The 18,383-nt window shown below is 36.8% G+C and carries 19 protein-coding genes; 7 read left to right on the top strand and 12 right to left on the bottom strand.

The window, feature by feature from the left end; all coding sequences use genetic code 11:
- Positions 1-83: 83 nt before the first annotated feature.
- A complete protein-coding gene (gene nrdG / locus AB5M32_RS00955; protein ID WP_207430720.1) occupies positions 84-686 on the top strand; it encodes an anaerobic ribonucleoside-triphosphate reductase activating protein in 603 nt (200 codons plus the stop codon).
- A gap of 73 nt (positions 687-759) precedes the next feature.
- Here the strand turns inward: nrdG and dinB are convergent, their stop codons facing one another.
- Positions 760-1,866 (bottom strand): DNA polymerase IV, encoded by a 1,107-nt coding sequence (dinB, locus tag AB5M32_RS00950; protein WP_368024239.1) that lies wholly within the window; start codon positions 1,864-1,866, stop codon positions 760-762.
- A gap of 194 nt (positions 1,867-2,060) precedes the next feature.
- Complete coding sequence (locus AB5M32_RS00945) at positions 2,061-2,717, bottom strand: redox-sensing transcriptional repressor Rex (protein WP_010719828.1); 657 nt, start codon at positions 2,715-2,717, stop codon at positions 2,061-2,063.
- Positions 2,718-2,939: 222 nt separating this feature from the next.
- Here AB5M32_RS00945 and AB5M32_RS00940 point away from each other — a divergent pair, with 222 nt between their 5' ends.
- The gene (locus AB5M32_RS00940; RefSeq protein ID WP_034698765.1) at positions 2,940-4,877 is read left to right on the top strand and encodes an ABC-F family ATP-binding cassette domain-containing protein; all 1,938 of its coding nucleotides are present in this window, start codon (positions 2,940-2,942) and stop codon (positions 4,875-4,877) included.
- A 118-nt stretch (positions 4,878-4,995) separates the two neighbouring features.
- On the opposite strand, the gene AB5M32_RS00935 is transcribed toward AB5M32_RS00940, so the two are convergent.
- From AB5M32_RS00935 to AB5M32_RS00925, 3 genes are all read right to left on the bottom strand, one after another.
- Positions 4,996-5,703, bottom strand: a complete 708-nt coding sequence (locus tag AB5M32_RS00935) for a hypothetical protein (RefSeq protein ID WP_368024238.1) — start codon at positions 5,701-5,703, stop codon at positions 4,996-4,998.
- Between the two features lie 189 nt (positions 5,704-5,892).
- Positions 5,893-6,552 carry an ABC transporter ATP-binding protein gene (locus AB5M32_RS00930; protein WP_010738281.1) on the bottom strand — a complete coding sequence of 220 codons (660 nt, stop codon included), beginning with the start codon at positions 6,550-6,552 and terminating at the stop codon, positions 5,893-5,895.
- Positions 6,553-6,570: 18 nt separating this feature from the next.
- Positions 6,571-8,073 carry an ABC transporter permease gene (locus AB5M32_RS00925; protein WP_010738282.1) on the bottom strand — a complete coding sequence of 501 codons (1,503 nt, stop codon included), beginning with the start codon at positions 8,071-8,073 and terminating at the stop codon, positions 6,571-6,573.
- A gap of 141 nt (positions 8,074-8,214) precedes the next feature.
- Between AB5M32_RS00925 and AB5M32_RS00920 the strand changes: the two genes are divergently transcribed.
- Together AB5M32_RS00920 and AB5M32_RS00915 are read left to right on the top strand one after the other, a co-directional pair.
- Positions 8,215-8,889, top strand: a complete 675-nt coding sequence (locus AB5M32_RS00920; protein ID WP_034699806.1) for a response regulator transcription factor — start codon at positions 8,215-8,217, stop codon at positions 8,887-8,889.
- 4 nt (positions 8,890-8,893) lie between these two features.
- Positions 8,894-10,210: a cell wall metabolism sensor histidine kinase WalK gene (locus AB5M32_RS00915; protein WP_034699804.1), complete on the top strand. Its 1,317-nt coding sequence runs from the start codon at positions 8,894-8,896 to the stop codon at positions 10,208-10,210.
- 377 nt (positions 10,211-10,587) lie between these two features.
- Here AB5M32_RS00915 and AB5M32_RS00910 read toward each other — a convergent pair whose 3' ends face one another.
- Both AB5M32_RS00910 and AB5M32_RS00905 read right to left on the bottom strand, forming a co-directional pair.
- Positions 10,588-12,384 carry an ABC transporter ATP-binding protein gene (locus tag AB5M32_RS00910; RefSeq protein WP_368024237.1) on the bottom strand — a complete coding sequence of 599 codons (1,797 nt, stop codon included), beginning with the start codon at positions 12,382-12,384 and terminating at the stop codon, positions 10,588-10,590.
- Complete coding sequence (locus AB5M32_RS00905; RefSeq protein WP_368024236.1) at positions 12,384-13,016, bottom strand: MarR family winged helix-turn-helix transcriptional regulator; 633 nt, start codon at positions 13,014-13,016, stop codon at positions 12,384-12,386. The genes AB5M32_RS00910 and AB5M32_RS00905 overlap by 1 nt, the downstream gene beginning before the upstream one ends.
- 333 nt (positions 13,017-13,349) lie before the next feature.
- Here AB5M32_RS00905 and AB5M32_RS00900 point away from each other — a divergent pair, with 333 nt between their 5' ends.
- From AB5M32_RS00900 to AB5M32_RS00890, 3 genes are all read left to right on the top strand, one after another.
- Positions 13,350-13,454, top strand: a complete 105-nt coding sequence (locus AB5M32_RS00900; RefSeq protein WP_014834224.1) for a putative holin-like toxin — start codon at positions 13,350-13,352, stop codon at positions 13,452-13,454.
- Between the two features lie 307 nt (positions 13,455-13,761).
- Positions 13,762-13,866 (top strand): putative holin-like toxin, encoded by a 105-nt coding sequence (locus AB5M32_RS00895; protein WP_014834224.1) that lies wholly within the window; start codon positions 13,762-13,764, stop codon positions 13,864-13,866.
- A gap of 444 nt (positions 13,867-14,310) precedes the next feature.
- Entirely contained in the window at positions 14,311-14,568 is a 258-nt protein-coding gene (locus tag AB5M32_RS00890) for a hypothetical protein (RefSeq protein WP_178286642.1), read from the top strand.
- Positions 14,569-14,646: 78 nt separating this feature from the next.
- On the opposite strand, the gene AB5M32_RS00885 is transcribed toward AB5M32_RS00890, so the two are convergent.
- From AB5M32_RS00885 to AB5M32_RS00865, 5 genes are all read right to left on the bottom strand, one after another.
- The gene (locus AB5M32_RS00885) at positions 14,647-14,922 is read right to left on the bottom strand and encodes a hypothetical protein (protein WP_053766137.1); all 276 of its coding nucleotides are present in this window, start codon (positions 14,920-14,922) and stop codon (positions 14,647-14,649) included.
- Positions 14,919-15,269 (bottom strand): hypothetical protein, encoded by a 351-nt coding sequence (locus AB5M32_RS00880; RefSeq protein WP_178286644.1) that lies wholly within the window; start codon positions 15,267-15,269, stop codon positions 14,919-14,921. The genes AB5M32_RS00885 and AB5M32_RS00880 overlap by 4 nt, the downstream gene beginning before the upstream one ends.
- A 398-nt stretch (positions 15,270-15,667) precedes the next feature.
- Entirely contained in the window at positions 15,668-16,747 is a 1,080-nt protein-coding gene (locus AB5M32_RS00875; RefSeq protein WP_010719840.1) for a PotD/PotF family extracellular solute-binding protein, read from the bottom strand.
- Positions 16,744-17,571 (bottom strand): ABC transporter permease, encoded by an 828-nt coding sequence (locus tag AB5M32_RS00870; protein ID WP_010719841.1) that lies wholly within the window; start codon positions 17,569-17,571, stop codon positions 16,744-16,746. The genes AB5M32_RS00875 and AB5M32_RS00870 overlap by 4 nt, the downstream gene beginning before the upstream one ends.
- Positions 17,571-18,377 carry an ABC transporter permease gene (locus AB5M32_RS00865; RefSeq protein ID WP_010719842.1) on the bottom strand — a complete coding sequence of 269 codons (807 nt, stop codon included), beginning with the start codon at positions 18,375-18,377 and terminating at the stop codon, positions 17,571-17,573. The genes AB5M32_RS00870 and AB5M32_RS00865 overlap by 1 nt, the downstream gene beginning before the upstream one ends.
- Positions 18,378-18,383: the final 6 nt, after the last annotated feature.

Below are 18,383 nucleotides of genomic sequence, written 5' to 3'. Positions count from 1 at the left end.
TCTTTTCTGAGACTGCTTGCTGTGAAACTGGTTTGAGTTTTAAGTAAATTTTTCATACTTTGATGTTAGAAAGAAGTTTTGTTATGCGAAATCCTAAACCTAAAGAATGGCTGGCACAAGATTACAGCCAAAATTACATTGCTGATTACAAACCATTTAACTTTGTGGATGGCGAAGGTGTAAGAAATAGTCTTTATGTGAGTGGCTGCTTATTTGCTTGTGAAGGATGTTTCAATAAAGCAGCGCAAAACTTCCGCTATGGTAAACCTTTCACACCAGAGCTGGAAGAACAAATCATTACCGATCTCCGCCATGATTACGTTCAAGGACTGACCCTTTTAGGCGGGGAACCTTTTCTAAACACGGACGTCTGTCTCCAAGTCGTTGAGCGTATCCGAAAAGAATTTGGTCAGACCAAAGATATCTGGTCGTGGACCGGTTATACTTTTGACGAACTACTTCAAGACTCCGAAGACAAGTTAGCTCTTTTAACAAAAATCGATATCTTAGTTGATGGACGTTTTGAACTAAGTAAAAAGGATTTAAAACTACAGTTTCGCGGTAGTAGTAATCAACGCATCATCGATGTCAAAAAATCGCTAGCCGAAAATAGAGTAGTGATTTGGGAAAAATGCAGCGATGCTACAGAATCGTATGAACAAATCAAAAAACAGGAGTTCATTTAGGTCCTCCCACTCCTTATTAAATAAAAAACAGTAGAAACGTATGTTGATTTCCAACACGTTTTCTACTGTTTTTTCATTCCCACAAAGGTAACACAATATTCTCATAAGTCATGGGATCTAAATTCGTTAACGTGATCCCCAAGAGACGTATGCCTTGTTCAATCCCTAAAATTTCTTCCCAAATCAAACTTGCTTGATAAAAGAGCGCTTCTTTCTTATAGATATACTCAGGTAAAGTGACTCTTTTCGTGACTGTCGTATAATCCGTATATCTCACTTTTAGCACTACGGTTTTTCCATGTTTCTGGACTCTTTTCAACGACTCTTCGACTTTCTCAGCTAATTGTCGTAATTGTGCTAATACCGCTTCTTCCGTTTGTAGTGGCTGACCATAAGTATGCTCTTTTCCTACAGATTTTCTTTCTCTTGTCACATTGACTGGTGCATCATGGACACCTCTTACTTTTCGATAAAGCGAATAGCCCATCTTTCCAAATTGTTGGATCAACATCATCTCTGTACAATTATAAAGATCTTCTCCAGTGAAAATACCAAGTTCATGCATCTTAGGGACGGTTTTTTTTCCTACCCCATGAAATTTATCAATAGGTAATGCCTTAAGGAACGTCAATGCGTCTTGAGGTGCAACGATAGTAATGCCTTGAGGTTTTTGAAAATCTGAGGCTAATTTCGCTAAAAACTTATTATAGCTCACACCTGCCGAGCAGGTCAGTTTTACCTCTTCCCAAATGTCTCTTTGGATCAAACGAGCAATTTTGATTGCTGATTTACAATTGCGTTTATTGTTCGTCACATCAAGATAGGCTTCATCAATACTGACAGGCTCAACGATATCCGTATATCGGTAAAAAATCTCACGAACAATTTGTGAGATCTCACTATATTTTTGATGATCGCCTGGTTTAAAAATGGCTTGCGGACATAATTCATATGCTTTTTGCGCACTCATCGCTGAATGGATGCCATACTTTCTTGCTTCATAATTCGCTGTAGTAACCACTCCTCGACCACCAGTGTCACTCGGATGTCTGGCAATAACTAAGGGTTTCCCTCTAAATTCTGGATGATCCCGTTCTTCGACAGAGGCAAAAAAAGCATCCATATCGATATGAATGATTTTTCTAGATGTATCATTATGTAAAGGAAACTGTAATTCCATCTCACTCACCCCTATCATGATTATATAGGAACTTTTGTTCGGTGACAAGAAGATGGTTACCACCGAACGGACCACAAAAAAGAGCCGAAATTTCACAAAAACTGAGACATCAATTTCGGAAATCACGACTTCTAAAATGATCATTCATCACTTGAGACTGTTTAGTAAACCAACCAGGTCATCTGAATCATTCGTTACTCAGTTTCTTCAGTCGCTTGCAAGGATGCATCAGAATGAAGAAAATAAATCAACGTTTGTAATTCATTCGTTAAATCAACATTTTGAATCAACACGTCTGCTGGCGCATTTAATCGAGCAGAAGTAAAATTCAAGATACCTTTAATGCCCGCTTCAGTCAACCGATTAACTACTTCTTGTGCTCGCTCAGCTGGTATCGTCAATATTGCTACTTCGATTTGTTGGATCTTGATTTGCTCAAACATATCTTCCATAGGGTAAACGGGAATCCCATCCACGATCCGTCCAACGATTGCTTCGTTGACATCAAATGCACAACTTACACGGATACTGTTACTTTGATGGAATTTATATTTTAAAAGGGCACTTCCCAAATTACCGACACCGATCAACGCCACATTAGTCAATTGATCATCATTCAATGTTTTTGCGAAAAAATGCATGAGGTCTTCAACATCGTAGCCATAGCCTCGTTTTCCTAATTCTCCAAAATATGAAAAATCACGGCGAATCGTTGCACTGTCAACTTGAACAGCCTCACTTAATTCAGTTGATGATACTTTTTTCTTACCAGCATTATTTAAGATTCGTAAATAACGGTAATACAAAGGTAGCCGTTTGGCTGTTGCCTTTGGAATAACATGATCTTTCACTTAATTACCTCCACTTTTACTTTAAGTTTACTTTGATTTATCCATCATATCAGTATATATAGGAAAAAATCAATTTGATTGCTTGGATATTGTGAAATTTTATTCTTTATTCATTTTTTTATCATTTCTTTGAACCTCGCAGTATCAAGGAATTTATGGTAGACTACTAGTTGAAAAAGAGATTTATTCTTAGAGAATTCACAAAGTAGAAAAGAGGATTCCATGATATTATTACAAGCCAATCAAATTGCTCGTCACTTCGGTGCAGAGATCTTATTTGAGAATATCCATTTAGAAATCAGCACAGGGGCTCGGATCGCATTAGTCGGCCGTAACGGAGCAGGAAAATCAACACTTTTGAAGATCCTTGCTGGAATCGAACGCCCCGATGAAGGAACAATTGCTAAAAATAAAGCTGCTACTTTAGGCTATCTGGCACAAGATACTGGGTTAGATTCAGCAGAAACAGTCTGGAATGAAATGCTTAAATCATTCGAAACAATCCGTCAAATGGAAAATCGAATGCGCGAACTTGAAATCTTGATTAGTGAAGGAACACCTGATACACCTTCCTATGAGTCACTTTTGAAAGAATACGATAAATTACAACACGATTTTTCAGATAGAAACGGTTATGGCTACGAAAATGAAATACGCTCTGTTTTGCATGGCTTTAAATTTGATCCGTCTTTTTATGATCAAAAAATCAATGAATTGTCTGGCGGACAACGCACTCGCTTAGCGTTAGCAAGAATGTTGCTCCAACATCCAGATATACTGATTTTAGACGAACCAACCAACCATTTAGATATTGAGACTCTCTCTTGGTTAGAAGGCTACCTGCAAAGTTATACTGGTGCCTTACTGATCGTCTCCCATGACCGATATTTCTTAGATAAAGTCGCAACAGAAGTTTACGAATTAAGTCGAAAAAAAATGCGCCACTATAAAGGGAATTATTCGAAGTATCTTGACATGAAAGCTGAACAATTAGCAACTGAATGGAAAGCTTATGAAAAACAACAAACTGAGATCCATAAATTGGAAGATTTTGTCGCACGCAACTTGGTACGCGCTTCTACGACGAAAAGAGCCCAAAGTCGCAGAAAAGTCCTTGAGAAAATGGATCGGATTGACCGTCCTCAAGGAGACGAAAAACAAGCTCACTTTCTTTTCAATGTAGCAAAGCCATCAGGAAATGTTGTATTACAAATCGAAGATGCTGCGATTGGTTATCATAATGAAGTTTTGTCTGAACCGATCAATCTTGATATTCGGCGTCAAGAAGCCATTGCACTGGTCGGCCCCAATGGTATTGGTAAATCCACGCTTTTAAAATCGATCATCCATCAGTTGCCTTTTATCCGTGGAAAAGAACATTTAGGAACCAATGTGACGATCGGCTACTACGATCAAGGTCAAGCAGACTTACACACCAACAAAACAATTTTAGCTGAATTATGGGATGAACATCCAACGACTCCCGAAAAAGAAATTCGTAGCGTTTTGGGTGCCTTTCTATTTTCTGGTGAAGATGTAGAAAAGACCATCCCCTTGCTAAGCGGTGGTGAAAAAGCCCGAGTCGCCCTTGCAAAACTCGCAATGAATCAAGAAAACTTTTTGATTTTAGACGAACCAACCAACCACCTGGACATTGATAATAAAGAAGTATTAGAAAATGCCTTGATTGATTATGATGGTACTTTGTTGTTTGTCTCTCATGACCGTTATTTCATCAATCGGATTGCCACAAAAGTCATCGAATTATCGGAAAACGGTAGTAAAGTTTATTTAGGTGACTATGATTATTATTTAGAAAAGAAACAAGAAGAAGCGGAGATAGCAGAGCTGTTAGCTGAAAAAACACCAGAAGAAGAGCATATTTCTACGAACAAGAAAACCTATTTCCAAAGTAAAGAGCAACAAAAGCTGATACGTAGTTTGCAACGTAAAATCACTCAAATTGAAGAAGAATTAGCTATTTTAGATGAACAGATCGAGTCACTAGAACAGCAAATGGTGTCCCCAGAGAATTTGGATGACCATCTCAAATTAAATGAATTGAATCAAACACTCGAAGCAACTCGCCAATCTCAAGAAACAAAACTTTCTGAATGGGAAGATTTGAGTATTGAGCTTGAAGAATATGAAAATGAATAAAAACAGATAAATGAATATTCATTTCTGCACTAGAAACGCTCTCAAAACAGTACCCTCTGTTTCGAGGGCGTTTCACTTATCACAACGCACACTATCAAAGCAATCTCAAAGTGCTTGTTTATTCTCTACCTAAATTTTCTTGAACTTTTGTCTCACTAGATTGTGCCTTTGTTTCGATTAAACTGGGTTCCTTTATTTTATCAGTTATACTTTCCATCGTTTGGCATCCATTCGTTTGAGTTTTTTGTTTTGTCTGACTCTCCATCTGATCCCTCCCCTTATTCAATGAGAAATCATTGATCTTCTTTGTTACTTGAAAATCAATTACCACTTTGTTTCTTTGACAGCCTTTAGGATTTATTCGCCCGAACATTTCTTGATAAGCTTGTTGATTTAGCCGATAATTAGTAATTTCCCCTCCCAAACACCGCAATAAAATTTCACTTTTTATCTTTATATCCTTCGCTAGTTCTTCTTTGATTTCCTTTAAATTTCCTTTCTCGAACATTGTATCCAACTTATATTCCTGTAATTTTGCTTCATTTATTTGTAGCCAGATATTTAAATAATCTGTTAGATAAATCTTTTCTTGACTATGGACTTGTATTTCTTTATGAAAGGCTTCAGTATGAGATTCATAACTGGTTTCACCTTTATTTATTTCTTTTGCATTTTTTTCTCGGTCATACAAGCGGATTAATGCTGTAGTCGCCGGACAAAAGTCTTTCGGTTCATGAATTTTTTTATTTAGCTTAAGTAGCATTTCATTGACTTCTTTATCTTGATTATTTGAAAATTTTTTTCTAAGCCATTGGGACAATCCCATTCTAAACACTCCTATCTATCGCTCTTTTACAAGAATTATATCTGTTATTCTTTTTATTAATAGGTCACTTTATTCCTTTCAACCTAAAAAAAACGACTATTACTAAAAGAGAGACTGAGCAAAAATTTTCTCAGTCTCCTCTATTCATTTCCTACTCATTCATACTAGCTGAACCGAAATTCTGTTTGTTTAAGATACTTGATTGAATTCTTGATTTTTCAGTTCATACACCACATCGCAGCCTTTAGCAACATCCTGTTCGTGGGTGACTAAAATAATACATTTCTTTTGCTCATGTGCAATCTCTTGGAAAAGTTTAACGATCTCGCTGGAAGTTGCTTCATCCAAGTTTCCAGTCGGTTCATCCGCAACGATTAGATCGTGTTCACAGCATAGGGCTCTAGTGATTGCTACTCGTTGTTGCTGACCACCAGATAGCATCGTAACTTTTTTATCTGCTAAATCCTTAGTGATTCCGACTTTTTCCAAGTTCGCTAAGGCGTAGGCTTTTTTATCTGTCTGTTGGCTTTGAGCAATCTCCATCGCTGTTACCACATTGTCTACTGCCGATAAATACGGCAGTAGATTATAGGCTTGGAACACAATTGATACATCTTTACGACGATATTCCCGCAATCCAATTTTTTTCAACGATTTGTCGTCATAGAGAATTTCTCCGCTTTTTGGTGTATCTAATCCTGCGATCAGGGATAAAAAAGTCGTTTTCCCTGAACCGCTCGTACCTAAAATTGCATACATTTTGCCTTTTTCAAAAGTTAAATTAACATTTTCGAATAATCGTCGGTTGTCTTCATACCAGTAACCTAAATCTTTTGTTGATAGTGTCATTAAAAATTCCTCCTTTAATTAGGAAATCAATATTTTCTTCGGATTCAGTCGTAGAATTCCTGCTGATGAAAGGACAATTGAGAATAAACTAATCCCCAGCCCAATTCCTGCAAGACTTAAAATCTCGGTTGGCTGCATTGAAATATTTAGTTCTTGAATTTCTTTTGATTGTGTAAATGGATTGCTTCCCATTTGACCACCACTAGGACCACCGTTTCCGCCACCAGGTGCTTGTCCTTGGTTACCTTGATTTGGACCGCCGTTTCCTGCCGTATTCGCTTCTTGTCCATCTGCATTTTGCGAAGTTGTTTGCTGACTCAACAACTGATTGCCGACTGCATTGCCAACAACATTTCCGCTAGCTGCAGCGATCCCTAAAGCGAAGATCATGCAGACAAAAATCTCAACGAAAAATTGTGAAATAACTTTGACCCGTGATTCACCTAATGAAAGTAATACACCGATCTCATATTTACGTTCACGAATCGACAGCATAATAATCAATGTCAAAATAATGACTCCGGCTACTGCTACTAAAATCACGATATTCTTCGCAAAGCTTGATACATTATTCAATGGTTGAAGCATTTGCTGATACATTTGATCATTGGTTTCTAAGCTGAATGTATCCGTATCGATCAATTTATTCGCTGCTTCTACAAAGCTGTCCATGTCTTTGGGATCATCTAAGTTATAAACTGCCGAATCGATCGTTTTTCCTTCCGATCCAGTTAAGGTGTTAACCAGTGTATAAGAAGAAAAAATCGTGTTCGCTGGATTCATAAAGTTGAAGCGAGCACTCATACTGTTGCCAGAATCACTTGTTTTGTAAATACCTTTAATAGTAACTTCAACATCTTTATCATCGGTATCTTTAATCTTAAATTTGTCCCCGACACTTAGATCGTTTGCTTCCGCTAAACTTTGCTCGATCAGTACATTATTCGTCCCTTCATCATCCGAAGTGATTGCCTTTCCTTCAACTAGGCTAGCTGTTCCTGATGAAAAATCACTGTAAGAATTACTTTCGGAAACACCTTTAATTTGGAAATCCCCTTGACTCATCCCACCAGGTGCTTTCTGTCCACCAAATCCAACAGCTTGTTCATCCGAAGATTCCTCTTCACTGTCACTATCACTCGAGATCGGTGTAATCCCTGTGCCTTTATCCGCTGAAGTACTTGCTTCAAATGAATACGATTTAACATTCGCTAATTCTGCGATTTTTTTTGCATCACTCAAGTTGACGGGTGTCTGTTCAAAGCTACCTGGATCTGGGCGACTGCTTTCATCATCTGAATCTGAATTTGATTGCTGTTTGAACATTGCCTCTCGGTTCGTTGATAAGGTGACGGTCGCCCCGACACTTTTTTTCGCATTCGTGGTCGCCAGTTCAGCGCCGCTGCGGATCGTTAACCCCGCTAATACAAAAATTAATATGGCGGAAAAGACGGTGATCATAATGATGCTGCGTCCTTTTTTGGCCCAAAGGCTTTGAATCGCCCGTTTGATATAATTCATTTTGGTTCCTCCTTCATTTGTCTGTTTATAGAATAGGCAAATTGGCTTAACCGAAGCTTAAACGTGACAAAAAAGTTTTTAAGGTTGTTTTAGGAAAGCGTGGTAAACTGAGTAAGTAATAGATGAAAAAGGAGAAAATCAATGATAAACCTTTTAATAGTAGAAGATGAAGCGACACTTTCAGATAATATAAAAGAAATCTTGTCGGATTTAGGTGAGATCACACAGATCTATGATGGGGAAGAAGGCTTATTTGAAGCAGAAACTGGTGTTTATGATCTAATATTGCTGGACCTGATGCTGCCAGGAAAAAACGGCTACGAAATCTTAGCAGAATTACGAAAAAAAAATATCCAAACCCCTGTGCTGATTCTAACTGCCAAAGATGGCCTAGAAGACAAAATCAATGGATTTCAAAAAGGTGCAGACGATTATTTGACGAAACCTTTTTATCGTGAAGAACTGATTATGCGGGTAAAAGCGTTATTGAAGCGTTCGTTAGGATTGTTTTCTGAGAATCAAATCGTCTATAAAAATATTACCTGCAACCTTGCGACGAAAGAAGTAACCATCGACGATGAGATCCTATCAATTCAAGGAAAAGAATTTGATCTCTTGGTTTATTTCATCCAAAATAAGGGCGTGATTTTAACAAAGGAGCAAATCTTCGATCGGATTTGGGGATTTGATTCCGATACGACCATTACAGTTGTAGAAGTATATATGAGTCACTTAAGAAAACATTTGAAGCCGTCAGGTGCAGATCAGTTCTTTAAAACACTGAGAAATGTCGGCTACATCTTACAAAAGGATTAATGCTATGAATACCGAAATATCAAGAAAACAACGACTAAAATTTTTCTTCTTAAATGTAGCCGCTTTTGCAGGTATCTTCCTATTATTAGGATTTATAACTCTACAGTTGCTGCAAAGCTCGGCCTACCGCCAAACAGACCTGTCACTAACTCAAATGGCGGAAAATGAACATCTTATTCAGATGGAAATCAACCGGTACCAACAAAGCAATCCCTTTCTGGCACAAATGCCGGGCGATCAGCTGAGAGAGAATGGACCAGAAGGCAATAATCAGTTCAATACTCAGATCATTTTATGGTCAAAAGAAGGAACGATTCTCAACAAAGACACGATTGGTGGACGGTTCACTGAACTGGAAAATTTAACCTTAGATAAGAAAAATCTCGATTCTGTTCAAGCATTAAGTTTAAAAAATGCAGGCTATTCTAGCCAAAAACTTTCCTTTCATTCGTATACAATCAAAGCAGATAAAGGAGGAGACATCGCCTATATTCAATTTTTAGCCAATACCAATCAAATCGCAGACTCCATGAAAACCTTCAAGACAACACTGATTATCTGTATGGTCGTTTTTTGGCTGATTTCGATTGGAATAAGCTTTTACATTTCAAAAATGAATATGCAACCCATCATGCTCTCATGGCGCAAACAACAGGAATTTGTTGAAAATGCCTCTCACGAATTACGCACGCCACTAGCAATCATTCAAAACAGCCTGCAGCAATTGTTCACCCGACCCAATCACACCATCTTGGAAGAGTCTGAACCAATTGCCCAAGCCCTGAATGAAACACGGCGAATGAAAAGCCTGACTGAAGACCTGCTAACCTTGGCACGCAGTGATTCCAATCAGTTGCTTCTGCAGAAAGAATCAGTTAATCCCAAAGAATTTATTCGTCAATTAGCCCAGCCCTTCCAGGAAATCGCAGAAATAAACGATCAATATTTTGTCTTGGAAAACTTTGCCGATCAACCAGTAATAGTCGACGAAAAACGTATCCACCAAGTTCTAGTTATTCTGCTGGACAATGCGCTAAAATACACAGAAGCTAAAGAAAAAATTGTCCTGCAATCTGAAATCTCCAACGATAATTGGCTGATTGAAGTCAAAAACAACGGGCCATCTATTAGCGATGAAGACAAAAGACGAATTTTTGAACGCTTCTACCGCGAAGACCGCTCTCGTTCTAAAGAAACTGGTGGCTATGGTCTTGGTCTTGCAATTGCCAAACAGATCATCACTCAGCATAAAGGCAAACTGTCCGTAAGAGACTGGGAACCTAGAGGAGTCGTTTTTCAAATACAATTGCCAATGAAATAGATGACAAAACGACTAAAATTGCGATCAGATGATAGATTTTTTTATACCTGTTTATAACTCTTTCTCTTTTGTTTCTATACTTTTTGTGACTGAGCCAAAACTTGTCTCAGTCTCTTCTAGTATCTCTAAAAACGAATAAACGTTGAGAAAAAAGACACCTTGAAATCCTTTAGAACTAGTTCGACGAACCAATTCATAGGAGGATTCAAGATGTCTTATACTCAGTTTATCAAACATATCCTAAACATTCTAAACCTGATTATCTATTTCGCGGAAAATTGTTTAACCAAATAAAAAGAACAGAAAAAAGTATTTCTTCTTTCTCTTAGATTCTTCGCATTCTTTCAGTAAGATAAAAGGATTCAGCTTTTTAACACTTAGGCAATTTGCAATGTATCAACTTTAAATTGTTCGTCTACGTATTTGGCATAGGTTTTGTGTTTTTGAACAAGCTCAGAGTGTTTTCCTGAACCGGTTACTTTTCCTTTTTCGATAAAGTAGATTTTATCAGCATCCACGATCGTTGATAGACGATGTGCGATCACTAATGTTGTCCGACCTTTCATCAGATTTGTCAAGGCTTGTTGGACTTTTGCTTCTGATTCAGAATCAAGACTTGCTGTTGCTTCATCCAACATCAAGACCTTTGGATCTCTTAAGAACGCTCGAGCGATTGCCAGTCGTTGCCGTTGGCCTCCAGAAATTTTCGTACCACGCTCGCCCACTTCTGTATCTAAACCATTGGGCATCTCTTCCACAAATTGACGTGCATAGGCTAATTCTAACACTTCCCAAAGCTGCTCATCTGTGTAAGTATCCGCTAATCCATAAGTTAAATTATAACGGATCGTTCCTGCCATAATAGCAGAATCTTGGGAAACATAGCCAATTTGACTACGATAATTGGACAACTTGATCTTTTGGATCTCCGTTGTGCCAAATTTGATCGTACCTGCTGTTGGCTCATAAAAACGTTCTAATAAACTGAATGTAGTCGATTTCCCTCCACCAGAAGGACCCGCAAAAGCAATGATCTCGTTAGGTTTAGCTTCAAAAGACACATTCGTTAAAATCGGTTCCTCAGGTGCATCACTATAAGCAAAGTCCACGTTAGAAACACACAATGTTTTGTTCGATAAATCCACTTCTTCACCAGATTCAAAGTCTTCAGGTACTTCATTCAATAATTCTTGTACACGGCGTGTCGAACCAGCAGCTTTTGCCATTTCAGAAAACAACGTGGCAATCGTTGGCATCGCGCCGATCAGATTGAAGAGATACATGAGAAAACTCATCAATACCCCGATCGTCATCGCACCAATCGCAATACGATGCATTCCATAAGCTAACAAACCAAAGACCATACTCATAAAAACCATCATCATGATTGGTTGCATTGCAGCATCAAAGACTGCTTCTTTTTTACCAACGCGAAACAAACGATCGACTTCATTTGCTGCCCGCTCTTGTGCTTGTTGTTCGGCATTCGACGTTTTTACTAAACGAATTTCTGACAACGTTTCTGTTGCGATTCCATTGAAATGACTCATAGCATCTTGACGGATATGACTGATCTTTGAACCAAATGTCATCACAGGAATCATCAATAGGATAACGACGGGAACAGCAATAACCATGGCTAGCGACATATGCCAGTCCATTCGGATCATCATATAAACAGTCCCAATCACGGTAATGATGCTCGCAATCGTTTGTGGAAACGTCACAGCCAACAGTTGTTTTACCTGGGTCGTATCATTCGTTACTCGGCTGGACATCTCACCCGCCTTCACCGAATCAAAATAGGTGACTTTCAGTATCGTTAATTTATTCCATAAACGTTTTCGCATATTTTGAATGACGTTTTCGCCAAAAATTCCTAAAACCGTCCCACCAATCGCTGAAATTACAGCTGAAAAAATGAACATCCCCACGACTCTTCCTAATAAAGCATAATCGATCCCCTCTTGAAAATGATTAACTAAATTAGCCGCCAATTTAGGAACATAAACTTGCACAGCTGATGAACCTGCTAATAAGATCATGCCCATCGCCAGTAAGGGATAGCGCGGTTTTGTTTGTTTGATTAAACCAAGAAATTCTTTCAAAGAAAATCTTGTGTTCGTTTGTTTCATCGAGATACTAACGGGTCTTCCGCCTCCACCTTGTGCCATTATTTTCTACGCCCTTTCTTCCATCCTTCAAAGCCACCGTAATGTCTATCAAATCGTCCATCGAAGGCATCTCGATCAAAGCCACCTCGACCAAAACCACCGAACCCACTGCGATCCATCATCTGTTCACGTGCTCTGCCAAAATGCGCACTCATCTTATTGAATCGTTCCCAACGTTGATCATCGCCGAAAACTTCAGCTAATTTTTCTTGAAATTCAGGACGATTGATATTTTCATTCATTCGTTCAAGGTAGGTATTCAATTGTTCTAACTCTTCTTCTGCAAAACCTTTAAATAAGACATCTTTTAATGTTGTACTGATTGAACCACGCTCTTGCAGACTTTCTCGACCTTTATCAGTAATCTTGACCAAAGTCACTCGGGAATCCGTTGCTGATTTTTCCCGCATGACCGTCCCAGCCTCTTCTAATTTTTTGATGATTTGTGTCACACTAGACGGTTTAATATCTAGCACTTCAGCTAATCGTCCTGCCGTCACATCGTCCTCAGCCACTAAAATTTTTAATGTTTCAAAAGCATTGTCTGTCTTTTCTTCCACTTGATAAGCAAAAATCAAAAACGGTTGATGCGCAATCTCTAACAGATTTTCTAAAATTTCATGATTATTCATAAGATGACCTCCAAAATATTTACTTAGTTTATATCGATATCAACAAAATAAATGATAAACTATTTATTTTGTTTGTCAACAACTAAACTAATTAAATAGTTAAAAAAATAGTTAGCCAAAAAAATCTAAAATTGACTAACACTTGATAAGTGAGTTGGTTTGTTTTTTTCAATACGCATTATCCCTTCTATTTTTTTATTTTCAAGAAAATAACTAAGTCTATATGCTATAATCCTTTATGACAGTAAAGTTTAATGACGGTGGCTTTCCATTCTGAAAGCGAGGTGGTGCTTATGCACATAATCCCACACTTTAGAGAAAGGAGATGCCTTTTTGTCCGCATATGAGACAATTCAAACCATTCTTGGGTTTGGTATGTTTACCATTTCTTTGATTGGCTTGGTTGTATCTATGCTTAAACATGACAAAAAGAAATAGCCGTCACTTTAGCGAGACGACTGGCTATTTCTTTTTGAAATACCATTGAATTCGCCACCGTCTTTAGCGGTGCTGTCAAAAGGGAACTGTTGACGCAGTTCCTTTTTTCGTATTTATTATAGCATACCTCTATTCTTCTATTCAATAAAAAACAAAAGAACGATTGTTTTTTTAAAAGCAATGATCCCTAAGTCTATATGCTACGATCCTTTATGACAGTAAAGTTTAATGACGGTGGCTTTCCATTCTGAAAGCGAGGTGGTGCTTATGCACATAATCTCACACTTTAGAGAAAGGAGATGCCTTTTTGTCCGCATACGAGACAATTCAAACCATTCTTGGATTTGGTATGTTTACCATTTCTTTGATTGGCTTGGTTGTATCTATGCTTAAACATGACAAAAAGAAATAGCCGTCACTTTAGCGAGAAGACTGGCTATTTCTTTTTGAAATATTTAGTTTAATTGCCACCGTCTTTAGCGGTGCTGTCAAAAGGGAACTGTTGACGCAGTTCCTTTTTGCACGATTATTATAGCATGACTCTATTCTTCTGTTCAATGTTAATTTCTAGCATCTTGATTAAAGATTAAAATTGACTTCTATCAATTCATATAAACACCAAAAATTCTGATATCAAGGCATTTTTGAGTAAATAGCTTACTAGCAAACCCTAACTGATCACAGTAGTACGATAGTCAAAGAGGATATTTTTAACTAAATTGATTTATCGTATAGTGTGATAGAGGGAACTAGTTCTACTTACTTATGCAATAAAACATATCTAAAGAGTTTTATTTGAAAAAAATATATTGACATTTTATACTTGAATTATCAAATAAAAAGGACGTGAAGATAAATGTCAAATTTAGAACATAAAGAAGAAAAAGCTTTAGACAAAATTATTGCTACGGTTAATAAACTGGATAAAGAATTAGACGAACTTGATATGTTATCTGAAAATCCAGAAAAAAAACATAACCTAAAAAAATGGTTAGTTGAACGAAAAGCGATTCATGAAATTAAAAAAATCCTTCATGAAGCTGGTAAATATGAGAAATATGATGAAAAAGAACTTGATAAAGAATTTAAAGAAATTAATGATTTATTACAATAATTGATTTATACGACTCATTTTGAGTCGTTTTTTATTTATAATAAAGCATTCCTTTCAAGAAGATAAAACAAATGAGAGTCATTGTTTAAGTTTAGTTTGTATATAAAGTCTATAGCTATTTTTAAATTCAATATCTGCTATTTTCATTACTTTTTTCATTGCTTCATCTGAAGAGCCAAAATGGTACCTGTTCTTTTCGAATCCATCTTCAACTATCGTGTATCGTTCTTGGTCATAACAAATAAATACATAGCGATCTTTTTTGAATGTAAGAATTTTTAAAGCGAAACAGTTCTTTGACTTAAATGTTTTTTTCAAATATTGTTTTAATTGCTTTTTATAAATCATGTTCATTTTACGGCACTTCTACTTTCTTCATCGACTAGCCATTGATTTTTGTTGAATCGATTAACCAACTTATTTACTTCCTTATCAAATAAAAATTTTTTCAACGTTCGACTAATATAAAAAACTTGCACCTTTTTGCCATCTATTCTAAAAGCAATTCGAAAATCTTCCTTTCCTAAATGGATTTTCATTTCATAAATAGAGTATTTTGCAGATGAATGGACAGGTTTGATGCGATAAAAATTATGTGTCAAATACTCATTCACTTTATATACGATTATTTCTTGGTATTTTTTTGATTGATTCTCAGAAAATACATCGGAAAATTGCTGGCTTAATTCTACAGAGTACATAACTATACCTTCTTTGTTAGATGATTTATGTAAAGGATAGAATACAAATACAATAAAATGTCTCATACATCACAATATAATTATAGTTGATAAAACAACCTATTTCTATTCGCATTCATTATAACAACTATAAAAAATAGCCACCAAAAGGCGACTGAAAAATAGGCTTTTATTTGTAAGTTACCTTACAGGAATTAGACTAATCCAACCAATGCCTATCAAAAACATATCATACTTGTTGCATCACTATTTCGTCTATTTCATCTGGTAGAAAAGATAAAATAACACAAAAAAAGCGCCTAAAAAGACGCTTTTGGTAGAAAATTGGAAAACTGAGTATCAGAAAGTACGTGAAATTGGCTATTTTAAGCTTGATTTTCCCCCAATTTTATTGAGTCTTACCAGCTTTTCCGATACATCTTGAACTCTAAGAACAAGTCGTTATAGATTCCTAAAAATTTAGGTCCAAGGTCTTCATAAACTTCTAGATGAGAGATGGTTTCATCAGAGGGATAGAATTGTTCATCTTGGGAAATTTCTTTTGGTAAAAGAGCTTTCGCTTTTTTGTTAGGTGTTGAGTAGCCAATGTATTCAGCATTTTGGGCAGCATTTTCTGGTTTCAACATAAAGTTGATGAAATCATACGCACCTTCTTTGTTCTTGGCTGTTTTCGGCATCACAATATTATCAAACCATAAATTCGAACCTTCTGAAGGGATCACATAATGAAGATGTTCATTTTCAGACATCATATCTGCTGCTTCTCCAGAAAAAGTTACTGCGACGGATGCTTCTTCATTGATCATATACATTTTGATTTCATCCGCTACGATCGCTTTGACATTAGGGGTTAGTTTGTTCAGTTTATCTGCAGCTGCATTCAATTGATCCATCTCTTTGCTGTTCAGTGAATAGCCCAAACTGTTCAACGATAGCCCCATCACTTCTCTGGCACCATCGATCAACATCAAACTATCTCTTAATTTCGGTTTCCAAAGATCATTCCAGTGCTGGATTTCCTCTTTATTGAAAACTTTATCATTATATACGATCCCCAAGGTTCCCCAAAAATATGGAATCGAATAGGTATTTTGGGGATCAAAGTCTAAATCCAAAAAGCGCTCATCAATGTTCGCTAATCCTTTGATCTTGGAATGGTCTAAAGGAAGCACTAATTTTTCTTTGATCATCTTTTGGATCATGTATTCACTAGGAATGGCTATATCATAATTTGTGCCACCTTGTTGGATCTTAGTAAACATGGCTTCGTTGGAATCAAACGTTTCATAATTGACCTTATACCCATATTCTTTTTCAAATTTTGTGATCAAGCTAGGATCAACGTAATCGCCCCAATTATAGATCGTAACGATTTTTGCTCCACTCATTCCACTTGCTTGTTCTAATTGCCGTACACCAAAGAGCAAGATCAAGATGATCACAACGATACCCACAAACAGTGATTGTAATTTTTTCATCGTAAGCGTGCGACCTCCTCACGTCCTCGGCGATTTTTTCTCAGTTTTTTGGAACGATTTTCTTTACTAATAAAATAATAACCGATCACTAAAACCATCGAAAATAGGAACACTAATGCACTTAACGCATTGATTTCTAAACTGATTCCTTGACGAGCACGAGAATAGATTTCTACTGACAACGTAGTGAATCCATTCCCTGTCACGAAAAAGGTCACCGCAAAATCGTCTAATGAATAAGTAAATGCCATAAAGTAGCCTGCAATGATGCCAGGAGACAAGAAAGGTAAAATGATATTTTTTACGACTTGAAAATTATTTGCACCAAGGTCTCTAGCGGCATCAACCATCGAATCATTCATTTCTTGTAATTTAGGTAATACCATCAATACAACGATTGGGATACTAAAAGCAATATGAGAAAGCAAAACACTTTGGAAACCTAATCCAAAGCCTAAAAAAGTAAAGAAAATCAAGAAACTGGCACCAATAATTACATCTGGTGAAACTAATAAAATATTATTCATACTTAGTAATGTCGTTCTTGCTTGACGTTTTTTAGTATAGTAAATCCCCATTGCCCCAAACGTTCCGATAATCGTTGCGATCAGTGCCGATAAAAAGGCTAACATAAAGGTGTTCAATACAATAATGATCAATCGTGTATCTTCAAAAACTGCCTGATAATGGTCCCAAGTAAAACCGGTAAAGTTGTTCATGGTACCACCGTCATTAAAGGAGTAGAAAATCAAATAAAAGATAGGCAAATATAATAGTAGAAAAACAATAAAGAGGTAAAGGTAAGACCACTTAAATTTTTTCATCATGCGCGGCCTCCCTTCTTCTTCTCACCTGTCAGCAACATCACAATAAACATTGCAATAATCAAAATAACTCCGATCGTCGAACCCATCCCCCAATTTTGAGTCACGAGAAAATGTTGTTCAATTGCTGTTCCTAAAGTGATCACACGATTTCCACCAATCAGTCGTGTCAACATGAACAATGACAGTGAAGGAATAAACACTGCTTGAATCCCACTTTTTACACCATTCAATGACAATGGGAATACCACTCGGCGAAATGTTTCAAAATTATTAGCTCCTAGATCACGGCTAGCACTGATTAATGACGGATTCATTTCTTCCAATGCATTGAATATCGGCATAATCATAAATGGAATCTCGATATAAGTTGCCACAAATAAAAAACTAAAATCGGTAAACAAAATTTGTCTTGGAGCAATCCCTAAAAATTCAAAAAATTGATTCACACTTCCATGGATACTAAAAATACCAATAAACGCATAAGCTTTTAGTAATAAATTCACCCATGTTGGTAAGATGATCAGCATCAACCACAACTGTTTATGTTTTAATTTAGTTAAAAAATAAGCAGTCGGATAGCTGATGATTAATGTAAAAAAGGTGATCAAAAAGGCATACCAAACAGAATTTAACGCCATGAAAAGATTCGTTCTAGACGTCAAAAAAGTAGCATAATTATTTAAAGTAAAGTGTCCATTCATATCAAAAAAAGATTGGTAAATGATCATCAAAACTGGTGCGATCACGAATAGACCAAGCCAGAGTACATAAGGAACAGAGTAGATTCTACGCATTGCTTTCATTGACTA

It is taken from the genome of Enterococcus sp. C57, assembly GCF_040887305.1.
Lineage (GTDB): Bacteria > Bacillota > Bacilli > Lactobacillales > Enterococcaceae > Enterococcus_B > Enterococcus_B hirae.
This window is presented reverse-complemented; position numbering and strand designations above follow the sequence as displayed.